1 protein-coding gene is annotated in these 600 nt (G+C 57.3%); it reads right to left on the reverse strand.

The annotated features are described in order from the left end of the window. Window positions 1-600: AadA family aminoglycoside 3''-O-nucleotidyltransferase (locus GSQ88_RS14175; protein WP_159008380.1), on the reverse strand; the 600-nt coding region annotated here is incomplete at both ends.

The raw sequence follows: 600 nt of genomic DNA on the forward strand, positions 1-600 counted from the left end.
CATCTTTCGGCGCAATTTTGCCGGTCACCGCGCTATACCAAATACGGCTCAGGGTCAGCACCACGTTGCGTTCATCACCCGCCCAATCCGGCGGGCTGTTCCACAGGGTCAGGGTTTCGTTCAGCGCTTCAAACAGGTCCTGTTCCGGCACCGGATCAAACAGTTCTTCCGCTGCCGGACCAACCAGCGCCACGCTATGTTCACGCGCTTTGGTCAGCAGAATGGCCAGATCGATATCAATGGTCGCCGGTTCAAAAATGCCGGCCAGAATATCGTTACGCTGCCATTCGCCAAACTGCAGCTCACGTTTCGCCGGATAACGCCACGGAATAATGTCATCATGCACCACGATGGTCACTTCCACCGCACGCAGAATTTCGCTTTCACCCGGGCTCGCGCTGGTTTCCAGCAGATCGTTAATCAGCGCACGACGGGTGGTTTCATCCAGACGCACGGTCACGGTCACCAGCAGATCAATATCGCTATGCGGTTTCAGGCCGCCATCCACCGCGCTGCCATACAGATGCACGGCCAGCAGGGTCGGTTCCAGATGACGTTCAATCACGCCCACCACTTCAGACAGCTGGGTGCTCACTTCCG

Source organism: Bradyrhizobium sp. S69, assembly GCF_009766005.1.
In the GTDB taxonomy this organism is placed as follows: domain Bacteria; phylum Pseudomonadota; class Alphaproteobacteria; order Rhizobiales; family Xanthobacteraceae; genus Bradyrhizobium.